Origin of the sequence: Shewanella sp. Scap07 (assembly GCF_013394145.1) — a bacterium.
Taxonomy (GTDB): Bacteria; Pseudomonadota; Gammaproteobacteria; order Enterobacterales; family Shewanellaceae; genus Shewanella; species Shewanella waksmanii.
Genome location: NZ_CP041329.1, coordinates 3,564,678 through 3,581,455, shown reverse-complemented (window position 1 = coordinate 3,581,455; position 16,778 = coordinate 3,564,678). Strand labels below are relative to the sequence as shown.

At 45.1% G+C, this 16,778-nt stretch carries 13 protein-coding genes; 11 read left to right on the top strand and 2 right to left on the bottom strand.

The genetic code is table 11. The features are described 5' to 3' along the window. Nucleotides 1-18 precede the first annotated feature (18 nt). Complete coding sequence (gene dinB / locus FLM48_RS15645) at nt 19-1,095, top strand: DNA polymerase IV (RefSeq protein ID WP_179025271.1); 1,077 nt, start codon at nt 19-21, stop codon at nt 1,093-1,095. Nucleotides 1,096-1,314: 219 nt separating this feature from the next. Here the strand turns inward: dinB and FLM48_RS15640 are convergent, their stop codons facing one another. Next, a complete protein-coding gene (locus tag FLM48_RS15640) occupies nt 1,315-3,540 on the bottom strand; it encodes a fibronectin type III domain-containing protein (RefSeq protein ID WP_179025270.1) in 2,226 nt (741 codons plus the stop codon). 989 nt (nt 3,541-4,529) lie between these two features. On the opposite strand from FLM48_RS15640, the gene FLM48_RS15635 reads away from it, so the two are divergent. From FLM48_RS15635 to FLM48_RS15610, 6 genes are all read left to right on the top strand, one after another. After that, nucleotides 4,530-5,663 carry a pre-peptidase C-terminal domain-containing protein gene (locus FLM48_RS15635; RefSeq protein WP_179025269.1) on the top strand — a complete coding sequence of 378 codons (1,134 nt, stop codon included), beginning with the start codon at nt 4,530-4,532 and terminating at the stop codon, nt 5,661-5,663. Between the two features lie 277 nt (nt 5,664-5,940). Continuing rightward, complete coding sequence (locus FLM48_RS15630; protein ID WP_179025268.1) at nt 5,941-6,369, top strand: GNAT family N-acetyltransferase; 429 nt, start codon at nt 5,941-5,943, stop codon at nt 6,367-6,369. Between the two features lie 307 nt (nt 6,370-6,676). Then, the gene (locus FLM48_RS15625; protein WP_179025267.1) at nt 6,677-6,982 is read left to right on the top strand and encodes a hypothetical protein; all 306 of its coding nucleotides are present in this window, start codon (nt 6,677-6,679) and stop codon (nt 6,980-6,982) included. An 88-nt stretch (nt 6,983-7,070) separates the two neighbouring features. Further along, nucleotides 7,071-7,481 (top strand): GNAT family N-acetyltransferase, encoded by a 411-nt coding sequence (locus FLM48_RS15620; protein WP_179025266.1) that lies wholly within the window; start codon nt 7,071-7,073, stop codon nt 7,479-7,481. A 104-nt stretch (nt 7,482-7,585) separates the two neighbouring features. Continuing rightward, the gene (locus FLM48_RS15615; protein ID WP_218645306.1) at nt 7,586-8,044 is read left to right on the top strand and encodes a GNAT family N-acetyltransferase; all 459 of its coding nucleotides are present in this window, start codon (nt 7,586-7,588) and stop codon (nt 8,042-8,044) included. A 57-nt stretch (nt 8,045-8,101) separates the two neighbouring features. Continuing rightward, on the top strand, nt 8,102-8,296 hold the full coding sequence (locus FLM48_RS15610; protein WP_179025265.1) for a hypothetical protein: 195 nt from the start codon (nt 8,102-8,104) through the stop codon (nt 8,294-8,296). A gap of 87 nt (nt 8,297-8,383) precedes the next feature. On the opposite strand, the gene FLM48_RS15605 is transcribed toward FLM48_RS15610, so the two are convergent. Continuing rightward, the gene (locus FLM48_RS15605) at nt 8,384-9,844 is read right to left on the bottom strand and encodes an aminoacyl-histidine dipeptidase (RefSeq protein WP_179025264.1); all 1,461 of its coding nucleotides are present in this window, start codon (nt 9,842-9,844) and stop codon (nt 8,384-8,386) included. A gap of 219 nt (nt 9,845-10,063) precedes the next feature. On the opposite strand from FLM48_RS15605, the gene FLM48_RS15600 reads away from it, so the two are divergent. From FLM48_RS15600 to FLM48_RS15585, 4 genes are all read left to right on the top strand, one after another. Further along, on the top strand, nt 10,064-11,593 hold the full coding sequence (locus FLM48_RS15600; RefSeq protein WP_179025263.1) for a leucyl aminopeptidase family protein: 1,530 nt from the start codon (nt 10,064-10,066) through the stop codon (nt 11,591-11,593). A 932-nt stretch (nt 11,594-12,525) separates the two neighbouring features. Then, nucleotides 12,526-13,815: an NCS2 family permease gene (locus FLM48_RS15595; RefSeq protein ID WP_179025262.1), complete on the top strand. Its 1,290-nt coding sequence runs from the start codon at nt 12,526-12,528 to the stop codon at nt 13,813-13,815. A gap of 180 nt (nt 13,816-13,995) precedes the next feature. Then, nucleotides 13,996-15,114, top strand: a complete 1,119-nt coding sequence (gene proB, locus FLM48_RS15590) for a glutamate 5-kinase (RefSeq protein WP_179025261.1) — start codon at nt 13,996-13,998, stop codon at nt 15,112-15,114. 40 nt (nt 15,115-15,154) lie between these two features. Further along, a complete protein-coding gene (locus FLM48_RS15585; protein ID WP_372847019.1) occupies nt 15,155-16,429 on the top strand; it encodes a glutamate-5-semialdehyde dehydrogenase in 1,275 nt (424 codons plus the stop codon). Nucleotides 16,430-16,778 lie beyond the last annotated feature (349 nt).

Here is a 16,778-nt window from a genome sequence, read left to right as displayed (position 1 = left end):
TGGCGTTGGAGGTGCTGTGTGAAAAAAATTATTCATGTCGATATGGACTGCTTTTATGCCGCAGTTGAGATGCGTGACTTTCCTGAGTTGCGCGGCAAGCCTATTGCTGTGGGCGGACGCAGCGATCGACGTGGGGTGATTAGCACCTGTAATTATGAAGCGCGCCAGTTTGGCGTGCGCTCTGCAATGGCATCGGCTTACGCATTGCGATTATGCCCAGATTTGATTTTAGTGCCTGGTCGCATGGATGTGTACAAAGAGGCATCGGCGCAAATACGCCAGGTATTTGAACGCTATACCGACCTGATAGAGCCTTTATCACTGGATGAAGCCTACTTAGATGTGAGTGACAGCAAACAACATAAAGGCTCGGCCACGTTAATCGCCGCAGCAATTCGGCAGGAGATTTTTGAGCTTACCGGGTTAACGGCATCAGCGGGTATTGCCCCGGTTAAGTTTTTAGCCAAGATTGCTTCAGATCTGAATAAGCCCAATGGTCAATATGTGATAACGCCAGAGATGATCCCTGAATTTGTTAAAACCTTGCCCCTGCTTAAGATCCCAGGCGTGGGTAAAGTGACTGCGAAAAAGCTTGAGCAGATGGGATTAACCACTTGTGCCGATGTACAAGCTTTTGACCATGCACAGTTGATTCAACGTTTCGGCAAGTTTGGGCATGTACTTATTGAGCGCGCGCAAGGGGTCGACCCAAGAGCGTTATCTACCCATCGTGAGCGTAAGTCCGTTGGCGTTGAAACCACGCTGGCAAAAGACATCCATACGTTAGATCAGTGCAAAGCGGTGATGCCGCAGTTAATTCAAGAGTTGGGCGCACGGGTAAGCCGTAGTGCTAAAACCCGGCCGATCCATAAGCAAGTCGTGAAACTTAAATTTGATGATTTTAAGCAAACCACAATTGAACATCGTAGCGATGAAGTGTCAGTTAACTTGTTTTATGAGTTATTGGAGCAGGCGATGGATAGACGCGAAGGCAGAGGCATTCGTCTGCTAGGCGTATCGGTAGGCTTAGCTAGCGAAATGGTCGCGCAAGATGCAGCGACTAAATCTAGTGCCCAGTTAGACTTAGGCTTTTAAGCTTTTGGCTACTGCTGTGGGTATGACAGTGACAATGCTTAAGTACTCAACAGTAATAAGTACTTTTAAATATATAAAAACGCTACGCGGGTTGGCGTAGCGTTTACCACTGTGCATAAGGCAATTATCAGCTATTGTGATTAATTACCTTAAGCCATCAATGCATATCACGGTTCATATTACTATCGCCCATGTTATGCGTTATTTCACGACGATGGTTTAATAAAGGGTGACTTGCACCTCTATCCACGCGTCAGCCGTGCCTAATGTTCCGCCTTTATCGACTGGGTAAATTGAGAACCCATTCCACGGATCAGTAAAGGTTTGGTTGATTTGTAATGGCGCATCATTGAAGTCTTCCAGTGCCCAAGAGGAACTGCGAGAGTTCGGTGTTGAGTCTAACAACAATGAATTATGGTTATACCAAGGGGCAGCATTGTCATCGAGGTAATTTTGCAAGTTAATGGAGATACCATTTTGCAATAATGGGGTGCGCAGCTGCAGATCTGGTGCGGTATCCGCCTCACTTTTTTGCATGGTACGATACTCAACCCAATAGGTTTTATCACCATCACCGGATTTGATTTTTAACCCGATATTGCCTGGCGCATTGTGGCCCGCTGCCGTTCCGTGGTTAAAGGCATAAATTCGGTATACTCCTGATGATGTCACGGTGGGTACATCTGACTCGGAGATCCAATTGTTGAAATAACCTTTATACATGAGGTTCATTTCTTCAAGTGAATGTGCCCCCATTCCCATGAGTCCGAATACGTTGCCATAGTTAACCACAGTGTCGTTAGCATTGCCGTTCAAAATACTGTTACCGCCTTCAATAGACATTGAATGATGTAGGCCCAGAGCGTGACCCGTTTCATGAGCAATGGTGCCGGCTTTGTAGGTGTAGATCTCCATTAATGGTGGACCTGCTTGCGAGTTAATGAAGTAGGTTGCTTCAGTACCAATTGGCGGCGCGGTTACCATCACGATAGTGCCATCACCTGGGAAGTTAGGATCGACACCAGCATTTTTTAGTTCAGCCCGGTATGCCGGTCCCCACAATGACTTGTCATTATTGTAGTAACCGTGATTATTTGGCATGGTGATTTTAGGTTTGATTTCCCAGGTAAAGTTGAATTTACCGTAAGACTGCTCGGTGAAGTAGTCTTTGGTTATCTGCATTTCCGCATTAATTTGTGCAGTGGTAAATGCTAGATCTTGATCGGGAAATCTAAACGGATAGACCAATACGTGTACGCCGTTGTGATCGTAACCGTCGTTGCCAGGATCTTGCGCACCTGGGGTCACTCGACAGCTGGTAGTATTAAAGTCCGCTACCAAGCTTACGCCTTTAAATAGCCCTTCTAGACGCACGTTGTTCCAGCCGTCATTGGGCTGCGTTAGAACAACACATTCAGTATTGCCAACCCGTGAAGAACGAAGACTGTCGTCACCCGATGTCGGCCAACCATTGGCTCTCGCTGCTAAGGTTAGGTTACCTAAACCGTGGTCTGAGCTAAATGCGATGCTGCTTACATTTTGGTTAAAGGTTGATACGCTAAAACCATAGCCTTGCGATGCTGCGGGAACACACACTGGCACCCCATCAGTCAACGAGGTGACTGTTGTTTCGGCTTCTGTGGCACAGATATCGGCTAATGTGTCTGGATTAGGGCTTGGATCTGGATCGGGTGGTGTGGTGCCTGAGTCAGTAGTCACCACTGTGGTGGTGTTACTCCAGCCCGATTGATTACTGCTATTTTCGGCATACATGGTGTAATGGTAAGTGGTGTTTGCTGAAAGTCCAGAATCAGTGTAGCTGCTAGTGTTTGCTGTTGGCGATGCAATCGTGGCCCATGGCGAGCCTCCGGTAGAGCGCTGAATAACAAAATTATCTTCGTTGGTTGAGTTATCGCTCCAAGTTAGGTTAATTGTGTTAGGACCTGCAGTACCACTTAGGTTATTGGGTGCGGTGACTGGACCAGAATTACCACCGCCAGTATTGTCACCTGAGTTTCTGCAAGCTGTTGCGCCAAAATCAACCGCCAGTGAAGCGCCATTACGGTTACCGCTAATAGCAACCATCAGCCAATATTGATTGGGATTATTGATCACCACACATTCAGCATTGGTACCCGCATTGAGTGATTTAGCTGCGTTACTGTTTAAGCCTGTGCTTGGCCAATTTCCTTGACCAACATACAAACTTAAATCACCACTACCGTGACCTGTACTGATTGCAACACTGTTGTAGGCGTCGGCACCACCGAGGCTTAGGTAGGCGGTACCATTGTTTGTCACACAAATTGGTACACCGTCATTGACCGATGTCGACGCACCTTGAGTCGCACACATATCTGGTAATTCATTACCGTAAGCGGCGTGGGTAAAAAGCATTAAAGAACCTAACAGCCCTTTATATAGCTTTGATGAGGGTATTCTCATCTTGTCCTCCGAGTAAAATAGTTTTAATAGTTATTCACCTTTAACGCATTTATTTCGAAGAGTACCGCATTAAAACTTCACAAACATTTAACATTTAAGGTGATTCAAATGTATTTTGTATACTGTATCCTGTCAAATGTGTGAGGCCTTTTTAGCCAAAATAAAAATGAATATAAAATAACCAAAATCATGATTGGTGAGGATCTCGAGCTTAAAAGTTGACCGAGTTCTGAGTGAATAAATATTGAATTAAGTGGCGATATTTGGCCTTGCCTGAACGCAGAAAAAGGTGTTAAGTATACAGTTTGGTTAATGTTTTTAGCTTTTGTTATGGCAGAGCTCATTAGTGTATTAATCATCAATATTTCATGGTCAGCAGCTGCCATTTTATTGAAATTTATTACTTGATAGGTGAGGGGAGTATTTTTCATCGCGCCACATTAGTGGCACTGTGTATCGCTATCTTAATATTGCTAACATCGTAATTATTGATTTTTTATAGCGTTTAATCCGCTGGCTTTCCTTAACTGTATCGCATCAGCTGATGATGTTTTTAGTTTATTACCTCTGTTTTAACTCACTGTTTTAGTATCCATTCCCATAAAGGGAATTGTCTCAATCTATAGCTAGTCAGGATGCTATCTTTCAGGATTTATTGGTTTTTTTGCAGTGACTAGTCAGACTGTTTGGTGGCTAATCTTTTGTTATAAAACTTTTTATTATCAGTTCTGCTGATTTAAAGCTGGGGCAATAATAAATTTAAGTCAGCAAGGATATAGCATGAGTGATTGCTAATTATTTGAACGAATTCTGGGTAAGTGATTTTAAATGACAAATAAAGATTCAACCTTAATATTTTGATGATATTTTTCGCCTAAATTGCCTCGAAGCAAAATGATGAATAAATTTTGCTTTTGGGAGTTAGTTTATTAATAAATTAACTAACACCTATTTATTGGTGAATTTTTTAAGAAAAATATGAGGTCAAAATGGTTCAAGGTAATAAACTCGCGAACTTAGTGGTTTGTGCAGTAAGCTGCACTACAACATTACTAGCATCAATGCCTGTTGCGGCAACAACAATTGCGGTTATCGGTGATTTTGGTGACGTTGGTGCACCACTGAACGATGTCAGTGAATTAGTTTACAGTTGGAATCCTGATGCGGTACTCACCGTTGGTGATAATGATTATGAAAATAACTATGCGCTTTCAGTCGTGCCCTATTACGATACTTTCATTAGTGCAACTTGTTCACAAAATCGATTCTATCCCACATATGGTAACCATGATTGGAAAGGACGAAATGGATATGATGAAACCTTCCCCTGTGTCACTGACTACTACAAGTTTACCCAAGGTGATGTAGAGTTTTTCACAATCAATAGTGATGATATGAGCAATGCTCAGTTTGACTGGCTGGAAGACAATGTCCGTAGTTCTACAGCTTTATGGAAAGTGGTCTATCTGCATCACTCGCCCTTTTCAAGTGGTCGCCACGGCAGCAATCGTGAGACTCAATTGGACTATGCCAAGTGGGGCGTGGATGTTGTGTTATCTGGCCACGATCATAGTTACGAGCGTATACAGCATGAAGGGGTGTACTACTTTGTAAATGGTTTGGGTGGCCGTTCTCCGTATAATTTCGAGAACTGCTGTGTTGTAGGTAGTGAGTTTCGATATAACCAAGACAACGGTGCAATGCGTATTGACGTAGAAGGTGACTCAATGCGAGTGCGTTTCATCGACCGCAATTACGAGACGATTGACGATGTCACACTAACCAAGCAAAACGACACGCCGCCAGAAAGTGGCAGTAATGAACTAATCAAAGGGCAAGCGCGCCTAATTTCGGGACAAAGCAATAGCAGTTTAGATTACTATTTTGAGTTACCAAATGGTGCCAGTAATTTGCGCGTTAGCCTATCCGGTGGCAGTGGTGATGCGGATTTATACGTCAAGTACAATCAACAACCAACGGTGAATGACTATGACTGTCGTCCCTGGAAAGGCGGCAACAATGAGGTATGTGATAGTCTTTCTGCGCAAGCTGGTAGTTGGTACATTATGGTTAATGGTTATCGTGACTTTGAGGATGTCGTATTGTCAGTTGACTGGGACTAATCCTCAGCACTTATAAGTAGCCCGGATTAGCGCCAATATTGATTGGCTGTAGTTCGGTTTTAGCCTATTTTACGCAGCGCAAACTGCTACAGTGAGATAGGCTAAAGCATGCTGCGAGCATGGACCTTGATCAACATACCGCTTATTGGTCGAGGCCATATTCAATTGCCGCTGCTATCGAAGTGATAACCTGTCCTTTGCGTCACTATTGTCGGAAAAGGTTGACTGTATGGTGGCGGAGCCAGAATATCGTTGAATAAGTGCTAAGGTGAGCAAGGTGACAAAAATTGAATTTGCAGTGGGCAAGTTGGATTCGCAAAAAAAACTGCAGCTGTCAGCTGGTTTTGAACGACATAGCCAAGGGTTGCAAGCCCCTGAGTACGAATGTGAGTGGCTCAACTGGACAGTTGTAGACGAGCAGGGCAAGTTGATTGGGGCACTGACCGGGCAGTTATTGTGGGATTGGCTCTATATTGATGAGCTATGGGTAGATGATAGTTGTCGTGGCACAGGGCTAGGTAAACAGCTGATGCAGGGCGCCGAGTCCTATGCCGCAGAGCTGCAGCTATCAGGTTTATGGTTATGGACTCAGAGCTGGCAAGCACCCGGTTTTTATCAACGTCTAGGGTTTATCGAGTTTACCCGCTTTGAAGATTTTCCAAAGGGGCACAGTCGCATAGGTTTAAGAAAAACTCTGCTAGAGTAGGTTTTGTTGACAATAGTGTACATCACTAGCCGAAGCATCGATTGCGCCTATGAACGAGGTACAGGGATGCCAAACTGGCTTTTTAACTTCAATAGTCGTCGCTTTGACATATTTTCTTTGCGTCTATAAAGCGTCAGTAATAAATTCCTGCATTTATCCAGACTAAAGGGTGATTGAAGCCGGAATTCGGCTTTGTTAAATTGCTAACACCATCAAATTTAGTAAAGTTTTAATTAATGCTTTAGGTAATTTCTTGTGATGGATATTACGAGAAATTCGACGTGTTAGGGTGATACAGAGAATATATATGACACTTGGGATGTTAGTTTTTCTTTCAGTTGTACATATCGCAGTTTGGTGTGTGAGTCCTTTCGTTTTTATCTTTGCCATATTTCAACAGCGTGAATTTGAACTTTCTAAGAGTGGCGCAGACATTGGCCTGATTCTATGGCTGGCATATTCAATTTCGACAATTGTAAGCGTTATTTTGGTTTCTTATTATTACTTCGCGGATAGTCAGGCTTCTTACTATTGGTGGTTTGCTATGGCTTGGGCTGCATTGGTGGTGCTTATTACTTACTTGAAAATAGCATCTAAGGGTAAAGCAATTTAGCTAGTGCTGCGTTGTAAGTTGAAGAAATTATAAGTTTATAGTGTATCGCAATAGTTGGTGTAGTCGCGTTTAAGGAGTATTTAATACATTGAAAGTAACGATAGATAATCACCCACCCACACTAGAAGAATTTATAACTTTACGTGCAAAAGTCGGTTGGGGGGACACGCCTCTGCAGCTAGCCAAGTCGGCTTTAGATAACTCCTTTTATCATGTTGTTGCGCGTAATGATGATACCCTTATCGGTATGGCTCGTATCGTAGGTGACGGTGCTATGTTTTTTTATATACAAGATCTTGCCGTTGAGCCGGAATATCAAAATAAAGGAATTGGTAACTTACTAATGAAGCGCTTAGAGTCTTACTTATCTACAGTCGCGTCAACGGGGGCAACGATTGGGTTGCTTTCAGCTAAAGGTCAGGAAGACTTTTATTCCCGTTACGGTTATGTAGGGCGAACGGGATCACCCTTAGGGTTGGGGATGTGTAAATTTGTGTAGTTAATTCCAAAGTTGTGCTGTATCAAAAATAGCAAATGGTTATTTTTTAATTTTTGACAACCTAGCCTGCTAGCTTCCGTTCCTTAACTATGCAAGACATTACAATGATGACATTTGAGACTAAAAAAGTAGCGCCTAGCCACGCCGATTTTATCGCACTCGTCGATGAGCTAAATTTATCTCTTCGCCAAATTACTCGTGATTCCGGTGAGAGCTCTTTTGCATCTGATGCTTACGATTCATCGAAAGATGGATGTATTGTGGTTTATTTCAATGATAATCCGGTAGCTTGTGGCGTGTTTCGATATCACGAAAATGAAGTTTGTGAATTGAAACGAATGTACTCTCGTAGACCTGGCGCTGGCGCTGGCGCTTATTTATTAAAACAGCTCGAGAACTATGCCGTAGAGAAGGGCTACCGAAAAGCTGTGCTTTCTACACGTAGAGTTAACTTAAAGGCGTTGAGTTTCTATGAGCGTAACGCTTATTCACAGTCACGTGCGTACGGGAGATATGTTGGTACAAGCCGATCCATTTGCCTTTCAAAGCTGCTGGTCATATAACATCAAACGATGGCAATAAATGTTTGGTTAAGTACTTAAAATGAGGAAAAGGAAGTCATGTCATCACCAATAGGCAGTATGGTCAGCGTAGTATTAGTCTGGGCCATTGTTGCCTACATTTTTGTATTCGGATTTGCTCAAATTGAGTGGACTGGCTGGGAAGGGGGTTTACCTTGGTTAACTGGTGTGGTTTTCCTGTTCGCTAGCGCGGGTTTTACATCGAAGTGGTTAATGGGAGTGGCCCCGAAATAATGGGGTTAGTGTGCATCTCTGCCCATAAAAAAACGCCGATAGTTAATATCGGCGTTTTTTATTGATAGCGTTCGACACACTAATGAACTAGCTCTTCGCTGGAATGCGCTCTAGCACAGCAAGTAGCAGCTTCCAGTATTGATCGACCGTTTCAATTAATACTTTTTCATCTGGACTATGTGGGTAGCGAATAGTGGGACCAATTGAAACCATGTCCATCTCTGGATAAGGTTTCTTAAATAGGCCACACTCTAAACCTGCGTGGATCACCATGATCACAGGCTCTTTGTTGTAGATTGCTTCATAGGTATCTTTGACTATGGCCATGACTGGTGAGCTGTTGTCTGGCTTCCAACCTGGGTAGGCGCCACTGAACTCTACTTCTGCGCCCGCTAAGCGGCTAAGTGCCGTTAGGGTTCCCTCTACTTGCTCACGGCCTGAGTCAATCAAGGAGCGGATCAGGCAAAGTATTTCAACAGACTCAGTCTCAGTGCTAATGACACCCACATTAAGTGATGTTTCCGTTACACCTTCTACTTCATCACTCATGCGGATAACACCGTTTGGCGCTGCATTGAGTAGGTTAAGTAAACTGTCTTGAGTGGCTTCACTCATCACTTGGGTGGCAGCATCCGCTGCGGTTAATGTCATCTGCATGTCTGGATCGGCGATGGCTAGCTCTTCACGAATTAGCTGAGTGTACGATTCAATCAGTGCGTGCAGGCGCTCTACATTGTCACTTGGGATCATAAAGCTGACGTTAGCTTCGCGTGGAATTGCGTTACGCAGTGAACCGCCGCTAAATGCGGTGAGTTCAATCGCTAGCTCGTCAGCGTAATCAAACAAGAAACGAGCCAATAGCTTGTTGGCATTACCGCGGCCGAGGTGAATGTTAACGCCAGAGTGACCGCCTTTTAGGCCAGATAAAGCTAAAGTAAAGGTTTGGTTGCTTGGCTCTGGTGCTTGCCATACTAGTGGTAGGCTAATTTGGGCATCCACGCCGCCAGCGCAGCCCATGTAGATCTCACCCTCTTGCTCTGAATCAGTATTGATCAAGATATCTGCATCTAAGTATCCAGATTCAAGGCCGAAAGCCCCTGTCATGCCCGCTTCTTCATCAATGGTCAGTAACACTTCAAGTGGGCCATGAACAATGCTATCGCTGCCCAACACCGCTAAAGCCGATGCCATACCGATGCCATTATCAGAACCTAAAGTGGTACCTTTGGCTTTTACCCAATCGCCATCGACATAGGCTTCAATGGGGTCTTTCTCAAAGTCGTGGACTTTATCGGCATTCTTTTGCGGCACCATATCGATGTGGGCTTGCAGCGCGACCGTTTTGCGGTTTTCCATGCCGGCAGTGGCAGGTTTCTTGATGATAAGGTTGCCGACTTTATCTTCGACAACTTCAAGTTGTTTTTCTTTTGCCCAGTTTTGAATGTAGGCACTTAATGCTTGTTCATGCTTTGATGGATGTGGTATTGCACAGATCTGTTCGAACCATTGCCAAAGTGGTTGTGGTTGTAATTGACTAAGTGTGGTCACAGATAACTCCCCTATAGAAAACGATAACGAGGTCAAATTTGGCCTAGTCTATCACAGTCTTTGCTCGCTGTAGGCCTTGGCTGGTCTATGAAAAATGTTCACTGTCATACTAAGTTTCCAGGCTTGGTATCACCACCTGCAAAAGCGGTTGGCTTTAACCGCAATACAGTCAATAATGCACAGCAAATATGATAAAAGACACAAGCAGAAGGAATAGATATGGCTCAGATAAACTATGTCAGTGTTAACGACCCTCAAGCAATTTTTGAAGGTGAGGGTTGGGATGCTGTGGTGGTGGTCGCCACTGATGTGTCGACATTGGGGATTGACGAAATTACTTTGCTTGCAGGCCATGGTGCCAATATTGATCACCGTGTTGGTCGCAGTGCCACAATGTTACTTGCACCGGGTCTAGCCGGTGGTCGACTCATTATCTCTCCAGTGCTTAATAGTGGTGACGATTACGCTGACGTGCGTGTATACAGTGATGCTGCTCGTGCGGGGATCAATTTAGCCAAACAAGCGGGAGCGAAGAAACCGCTATTATTAGTGGCTAGTAATAGTGAGCAGCAGTATCAGCATGCCATGCAAGTTGCCGCGTTAGCCGTAGGTCAAGAGTCATGGGTTGCGCTTGAGCGCCGTGAAGCCAGTGGTGATGTTAGTGACTTTGAGGCGATTGGGTTATTGGCATCAGACGATCAGTGCCAAGCGTTGAACGCAATTGAGGCGGGGCGAATTTTAGCAAGAGATCTGTGCGGTACAGAGCCTGAGCGTATGTCTGCACCGGCCTTCGCACAGTATTGCCTCGATGCTTATCAAGATTCTGGCTTGAAGGTATCGGTAGTAGAAGATAGAGATGTACTTGAGCGTGATTACCCGCTGCTAAGCGCAGTAGGTCGCAGCTCATTTGCTGTTGCACGTCATCAACCGCGGGTTGTGAAAGTTGAATACTGCCCTGAAGGTGAGATTAACGCCACGTACCTGTTTGCCGGCAAAGGTGTGGTTTACGATACCGGTGGTGCTGATATCAAGATTGCGGGCGGGATGGCGGGCATGAGCCGCGACAAAGGTGGCGCAGCGGCTGTTGCTGGCTTGATGAGGACCTTGTCGATACTCAAACCTAAAGGTGTGCGAGTGGTTGCCGAGTTAGGCTTGGTTAGAAATAGCATCGGCAGTGAAGCTTTTGTAACCGATGAAATCATCACTAGTCACGCGGGTGTATCAGTGCGTATTGGTAATACAGATGCAGAAGGGCGCTTAGTATTAGCTGATTTATTGTCGCATTTGCGTGCGAAAGCCCAAACGGCCGTTGCACCGCAAATGTTCTCAGTGGCTACGTTAACAGGTCATGTTGTGAGAGCTTACGGTGGGTATACTGCGCTGGTTGAAAATAGTGTGGCTCGCCAACAAGGTGTTGCAGATAAAATGCAATCTATTGGTGAGCATTGGGGTGAACCAGCAGAAGTGTCACGCTTACGCAAAGAAGATTTTAGTAAAATTGTCGATCCATCAGATGCTGCCGACTGTATTTCATCTAATAATGGTCCGTCTTCGGTCACGGCCCGTGGTCATCAATATCCCGCGGCGTTTTTGCTAAAAGCATCTGGGTTAGATCAGCATGCCTTACACAGTGCACAGCCCATTGCCTATACTCATATCGATATTGCCGGTAGCGCGACAGAAGGTGATCCTTTATACGGTAAACCGACCGCAGCGCCCTTAGTCGGCTTGTTTAATTACATTTTGTAATTTTACACCAAAAACAGTAAGGCCTAACTAACTATGCTGTAATGTACTGTTATTTAGGCCTTTGTTGTTTCTGTGCTTGTTTGTTATATGTTCGATATCGATAAATTTTTGTTGCAAAATTACGCAAAATGGCTTTTTTAAGGTTTTTTGAAAATAATTGTTGTAATAAAACTACATTTAGCTATAATCTCTCTCGTTGGTTAGGCAAGGTGCCTTCCACCTCTAAGTCTATCTAGGATTGATAACTCTCCAAGGAATCGAGCGACAAGTTGACTCTACGGTATTAGTGACTATTGACCCAGTGACCAATACGCAGTTTGACTAGAGTATTTATTTAACAACTTTGTTAGGAGTATTGACTATGTCTTACACTGGAACACAACACGTATATTGGCAGAATGCTTGGTTTGACACTAACGCGCTGCGTGGCGGGTTGTTTGCTATGAGCTTTAAGTAAGGGCTAATCACCCCTGAGTCGTTTGAACTTATCCCCCTATTTAAGTTCACTTGATTTTAAGTGGTTGCATCATCCATCAACCTTTTCCCCATTTGGGGTGTGTAGACTCAAGTTGTAAATTGATCCACCTTGGCGTCGATTTACCAGTGACATCCGCTAGCGCGGTAACATTTTCCTTTCGGAACACTTGAAAATGTCTTCGCCTGCTCATTGAGCAGGCTTTTTTTTGCCTAAAATTTACAGATAGACCTGGTTATTTTTCTGATTGGTATTACCTGCCAGCTATCAAGTAGGGCTAAACAGCGTATTTCGCTGTTGGATTGGCATTAGTTAACTAAGTCACACTCTCTTATAACTAATTTCTTACATTTATCTCTGTTCGGTATATAATCAGCGCAGCCGAAAACGGCCCATGCGGCTGTTGGCAAGTACACCTACAAACCTAAAACGATAATAATTCAAGGAACCTTGTTCCATGTTAGAAAAACTGTTCAAACTAACTGAAAACCAAACGAGCTTGAAGCAGGAAGTGATTGCGGGGTTAACCACTTTCTTGACGATGGCCTACATTATTTTTGTTAACCCAATGATGTTAGCTGACGCCGGTATGGACCATGGCGCCGTATTTGTTGCTACCTGTTTAGCGGCCGCGTTAGGCTGTTTGATTATGGGATTAGTGGCAAATTACCCTATTGCACTGGCACCGGGTATGGGCTTAAACGCCTTTTTCACCTATACGGTTGTTGGCGAAATGGGTTACAGCTGGGAAACCGCACTCGGGGCGGTATTCTTATCTGGCATCTGCTTTTTGATCCTCTCTCTGGTGAAAATTAGAGAATGGATTGTAAATAGCATTCCTATGTCGCTGCGTTTAGGTATTGCTGCCGGTATTGGTCTGTTCTTAGCACTTATTGGCTTGAAAAGTGCCGGTATTGTTGTTGCCAGCCCAGCCACTTTAGTGACCATGGGGGATATCACCGCCTTTCCTGCTGTGATGGCTGTATTGGGCTTTTTCATGATTATTGCGTTAGTGCATCGTGGCATGAAATCAGCGGTCATTGTTTCAATTTTGTCGATCACGCTATTGGGCTTGCTACTTGGTGATGTGCAATACAATGGCATTGTCTCTGCACCACCGTCATTAGCGCCTACCTTTATGGCAATGGATCTCTCTTCGGTTCTAGAGATCAGCATGTTATCCGTGGTATTTGCATTTTTGTTTGTCGACCTATTTGATACATCAGGTACCTTAGTTGCGGTCGCGCAGCGCGGTGGTTTCCTCGATGATAAAGGCCGCTTGCCACGACTCAATCGTGCTTTAACTGCAGATAGCACCGCTACAATTGCTGGCGCGATGTTAGGTACGTCAACAACAACCAGTTACATCGAAAGTACCGCTGGCGTTAGTGCTGGTGGTCGTACCGGTTTAACGGCTGTGGTTGTAGGTATCATGTTCCTGCTTGCGCTGTTTATTTCACCGCTTGCGGGTATGGTGCCGGCCTATGCGACTGCGGGAACCTTGTTTTATGTGGCTATCTTGATGATGTCAGGTCTAGTGCACGTAGATTGGGAAGACTTAACTGAAGCTGCGCCTGTGGTTGTGGTCTGTATCTTGATGCCACTCACGTTCTCGATTGCCACCGGCATTGCCATGGGCTTCATCTCTTATGCCGTTATCAAATTATTTAGCGGTCGCTACAAAGATTTGAGTGCTGGGGTTGTAATATTAGCTGCACTATTTATTGCTAAATTCATCTATGGATAATTTAGTCTGCAAATGGTGCTAGTTTTAGCCATTTTATTAAGGGTCATCAATTCGATGGCCCTTTTTAATGCAGTTATCGCAACTAAAACCGGATAAATTATCATAATCAACGCTACGGCTATCAATTTATCACTAGATTGGGTATAACCCTAAACCCGACATTTTTTCTTCGAAAGTAGCATGAATTCTAGTGAGATTGGTTACCGCCGGGTGGTGGTAAAGTTAGGTACCAGTGTACTGACCTCTGGTTCAAACAAATTGGACCGTGCCCACATGGTCGAATTAGCCAGACAAATGGCGCAAATGATGCAATCCGGTGTCGAGGTGGTGTTGTGCACATCTGGCGCAATTGCCGCTGGACGCGAACATTTGGGCTATCCCGAACTTGCCGATACCATGGCGAACAAACAGTTACTGGCGGCAGTGGGTCAAAGTCAACTTATTCTCGCTTGGTCGCAGTTGTTTGCGATTTATGGTTTGCATGTGGGGCAACTGCTGCTCACTCGCGCCGATCTACATGACCGTGAACGCTATCTTAATGCCCGCGACTCGCTCAATGCGCTACTTGCACAAGGTATCATTCCAATTATCAACGAGAACGATGCAGTGGCCACCACTGAAATTAAGGTGGGTGACAATGATAATTTGTCAGCACGGGCTGCATTGTTGTGCGATGCCGATTTATTGATTTTACTGACCGACCAAACAGGTCTGTTTGATGCCGATCCTCGCAGTAACCCTGATGCCAAGCTGATTAAACAAGTGGTCAATATTGATGACAGCTTACGTATGCTTGCGGGTGGTGCAGTATCTGGCTTAGGTACAGGCGGCATGGCCACTAAGCTCGAAGCCGCTGACATATCTCGACGCGCGGGTGTTGAGGTTGTGATTGCTTCGGGACATCATCAAGATGTGATAGCCAAGTCGGTCACAAAGCAACAAGTCGGTACCCATTTTACCGCGCTTGAAAACCCACTAGAGAGTCGTAAACAGTGGATCTTAGCTGGCCCTGCAACCAAAGGTAGCTTAGTGCTAGACAGCGGCGCCATTAATGCTGTGACCGCCAAAGGTCGAAGCTTGCTGTCTAAAGGCGTGATTGCCGTAAAGGGACAGTTTGAGCGTGGTGCGACCCTGCAAATTGTCGATGAAGCCGGACGTGAACATGGCCGCGGTATGACGCGGTATAGTTCGCGAGACTTAAACTTAATAGCCGGTCAACATTCCGATGAGATTGAAGCCTTGCTAGGGTACGACTACGGTGATGCGGTCGTGCATCGCAATGACATGGTTGTGTTGTAAAACAAAAAATTCTAGTTTAAATAATGAGGTAAAAACCACTGTGAGTGAACAGCAAAGTGAATACCTGACATCGCTGGGTCAACAAGCTAAGCAAGCCAGCTACGCTTTAGCTAATTTAACCGGTCAGCAAAAGCAGCAGTTACTGAGCGCGATTGCTGAGCAGTTAAAGGTAGATGCAGATAAGATAGTTGCAGCAAACAGCCAAGATGTTGCGCAGGCTAAACAAAATGGTCTCAATGATGCCATGATTGACAGGCTGCTACTGGATCACCCTCGTTTAGCTGCGGTGATTGCCGATATAGATAATGTCATTAACCTTGCCGACCCCGTTGGAACTGAACTCGAAAGCCAGTTACTCGACAATGGTTTGCGCCTGTCACGTCGCCGCGTGCCACTGGGTGTTATTGGCGTAATATACGAAGCCCGTCCTAATGTCACGGTTGATATTGCTGTGCTTGCCTTAAAGACAGGTAATGCTGTGATTTTAAGAGGTGGTAAAGAGACATTGCAGTCAAACTTGGCCATTAGTAGCAGTATTCGTCAGGCGGTTGTGGCTCAAGGGTTGCCAGCAGATGTTGTGCAGTTAATAGCCAACCCCGACCGAGCGTTAGTGAGTGGCTTACTTAAGCTTGACCGTTATGTCGATATGATTGTGCCGCGCGGTGGTCAGAATTTGCAGCGCCTCTGCGCCGAACAAGCGACGATTCCGGTCATTTTAGGTGGCATTGGTATTTGCCATTTATATGTCGACAGTGCAGCCAATTTAAGTCAATCGGTTGCTGTGATCATTAATGCTAAAGTGCAGCGTCCGACAGTGTGCAATGCGCTGGATACTGTGCTGGTTCACCAGTCTGTTGCTTCAGAGTTATTAGCGGAACTCTTTGCCGCGTTACAGGCGCAGCAGGTCAAAATTTACGCTTGTGCTGCGACCCTGGCGTTGGCGGCTCAGCTGTCTGTGACAGTTGAGCAGGCTGATAGCGACACCTATGGCCAAGAGTGGTTAGGCTTGAGTTTGAATATCCGAATTGTCGATGATATCAGTGCTGCCGTGGCTCATATTCGCCAGTACTCTAGCGGTCACTCAGAAGGTATTTTAACCGATAGTCTGCAAGCTTCGGCGCAGTTCATTAATGAGGTGGACTCGGCGGCGGTTTATGTCAACGCTAGCACGCGCTTTACCGATGGCGGCCAGTTCGGCTTAGGGGCTGAAGTGGCGGTATCCACACAAAAGTTACATGCCAGAGGCCCAATGGGGCTTGAAGCATTAACCACTTATAAGTGGATTGGTGTCGGAGATTATACCCCGCGTAGCTAAGCGCCACTCCGAGCTAGGGTTAGCCTCATCACCGGGTTAATCCTAGCTATGTTTTACTGCCAGCCTTTATATTGACCTCGTAATAGTCTCCTTGTTGTTCTTGATGCTTGAAGTTGTATTTGCCTTTGTATTTACCTTTGTATTTATTCCCGCGCATTGCGAGCTGTCTGTAACTCGTTAATCTCGTCTTATACATTTGTGTCCCACTGATGTCGCTTTGTAATTGTTTGTGATTTTCACCAACTATTAATTGTCTTGGTTATTATCTGGCGTACGCTCCCGTCACTCTGGCATCTGTTTATCTTTATCTTGTTGTTATTAAATGGTTTTAAATTTTGGCCTGAGACTT